This window comes from Actinomadura roseirufa (assembly GCF_900659635.1).
Lineage (GTDB): Bacteria > Actinomycetota > Actinomycetes > Streptosporangiales > Streptosporangiaceae > Spirillospora > Spirillospora roseirufa.
This window is the reverse complement of record NZ_CAACVB010000514.1, coordinates 1-2,470: the sequence shown is the minus strand read 5'-3', so window position 1 is coordinate 2,470 and position 2,470 is coordinate 1. Positions and strand designations below refer to the sequence as shown.

The window sequence follows — 2,470 nt, the reverse complement described above, 5'->3', positions numbered from 1 at the left end:
CCGATCTCGCCCGTCCCCGGCCCGGGACGGCCCTGGGCACCGGACGAGGCGGGCGCGACGGCGTGCCGGCCGGCCGGCAGCCGCAGCACCGAACCGCCCTGGCCGCGGTCGTCACGGCGCGCGCCCGGACCGATCTCGGGCTGCGCGGCGGGCTCGCGGCCGCCGACGACCGAGCCGACCGGCATGAGGGCGTCCGCGGTGCGCCGGGTCGTGATCGCGGGTCCGGCGGCGTCCAGCTGGTCGGCGTCGCCGCGGACGACCAGCTCCTCCGGCAGCAGCACGATCGCGGTCATCCCGCCGTACGGGGAGGTGCGCAGCGTGACCTTGATGTTGTGCCGGCGGGCGAGCCGGCCGACGACGAACAGGCCGAGCTGGGCGCTGTCGGACAGGTCGAACTCGGCGGCGGTGGCGAGCCGCTCGTTGGCGGCGGCGAGGCTCGGCTCGTCCATGCTGAGCCCGCGGTCCTCGACCTCCAGCGTGTAGCCGTGCCCGACGGCCTGCCCCTGCACCTGCACGGTGGTGTGCGGCGGGGAGAACGCGGCCGCGTTCTCGATGAGCTCGGCGAGCAGGTGGATGACGTCGGCGACCGCGGGGCCGACGACGGCGGCGCGGGTCATCGGCGCCACGTTGACGCGGGTGTAGTCCTCGACCTCCGACGCGGCGGCGCGCGCCACGTCCACGATCGCGACCGGGTTGCGCCAGCCGCGGCCGGGCGGCTGGCCGGACAGGATGATCAGGCCCTCGGCGTGCCGGCGCATGCGGGTGGCCAGGTGGTCGACCCGGAACAGGTCCTCCAGGTCGTCGGGCACCTCGATGCGCCGCTCCATCGCGTCCAGCAGCTTGAGCTGGCGGTGCAGCAGCGTCTGGCTGCGCCGCGCCAGGTTCACGAACACCTCGCTGACGTTGCGGCGCAGCGTGGCCTCCTCGACCGCGCTCTGGATCGCGGTCCGCCGGGCGGCGTTGAACGCGTCGCCGACCTGGTCGATCTCGCGCGTGCCGAACGACAGCGGCGGCGCCTCGGCCGCCACGTCGACCTGCTCGCCACGGCGCAGCCGGCGGATGACCCCGGGCAGCCGGACGTCGGCCAGGTCGATGGCCTCGCGGCGCAGCCGGGCCAGCTCGCGGATGACGGAGCGGGCCACCCAGATCGCGATGGCCAGCGAGGCGACGACGGCGACGAGGCCGAGCGCGCCGGCCAGCACGACGCGCAGGATGATGCCGTCGGAGATCGGCTGGGCGCGCCGTTCGGCGCCCCCCGACACCGAGAGCTCCAGCCCGCGCAGCCGGGTCAGGTTGGAGTCGGCGGTCGTCTTCCACAGCCCGCCGGCCGAACCCGCCTTCTGCACCAGCCGGGCCGAGGAGACGAAGCGGTTCTCCAGGATCCGCAGCCGGGAGTACTCGGGCATCTCGACGACGCGCTCGTAGTACTCCTGGTCCTCGCTCCGCAGCTCCGCCGACGCGTACCCGTAGAGCGTCCGCTGCGTGCCGACGAGCTTGACGAACTCGGCGTGCTCACCCGGCGTCATGCGGCGCGCGGCGAGCGCGCCCGCGAGCAGCGCGTCCTCCTGCGCGAGCGTCTCCCGGGCGCGCGACAGCGACGCCTGGTTGCGCGCGTCCTTGGCGACCTCGGAGTTGTTGAGGGTGGCGAGCGACCCCTGCAGCGACCCGACGTCGGCCAGCAGCGCGGTGTAGTCGTCGAACGCGCGCTGCCGGGTGGTCAGGCCGGTGTCGATGGCGCGGCGGCCGGAGCCGAGCGCGTCCAGCCCGGCGAGGATCTTGTCGGCGAGCCGGCGGGCCTGCTCGGGGGCCGCGCCGCGGGCGCCCGCGTCGGCGGCCAGCCGGCGGAACAGCTCGGCCTGCCGGTCGGTGACCAGCCGGCCGGACTCCATCGCGGCGCGGTCGCCCTCGGCGCGGCCGCCGAGGTACACCATCGACAGCCGGCGCTCGGCCTGCAGGGAGCTGCCGAGCGCGCCGGACGGGTAACCGTAGTGTTCCTGGACGGTCTTGACGTGGCGGAGGTTGAGTCCCTCGCCGAGCGCGATGCTCGCGGCGAAGGCCCACAGCACGCCGAGGGAGACCACCGACACGGTGACCATGAGAATGACCTTGAAGCGGATGGATCGCCATCGCCCGGCCTTGGGACCGGCCCGCCGTTGGCCGGCGGCTGTGTCCACGGGGCGGCCTCGTTTTGGCACTTCGGCTGAACTTTCGCTCGACGGACGGCTGACACGGAGATCGCGGGCGGGGAACGCAGCAGAGCCTAGGGCGGCACGCGACCGAGTGTCGACAGTTTCCAGATCATCACATTATGTGTGCACGTCGGACCGAAAATACCCCTACGATCCTGCACCGTGATGGCTGGCACAGCGCGTCCCTCGAACGCACCGACGTCCGCGCCCGGCGGCTCGGCGGGCTCCCCGACCCCCCGGGGGCCCGCGCCCGCCCGGCTCCGCCGCAGGCCGGTCCGCGG

General features: G+C 74.5%; 1 protein-coding gene. It reads right to left on the bottom strand.

Annotated elements, in window-relative coordinates:
• A partial coding sequence (locus E1291_RS40960) for a sensor histidine kinase (RefSeq protein WP_131743408.1) occupies positions 1-2,096 on the bottom strand: 2,096 nt, incomplete at its 3' end.
• Positions 2,097-2,470 lie beyond the last annotated feature (374 nt).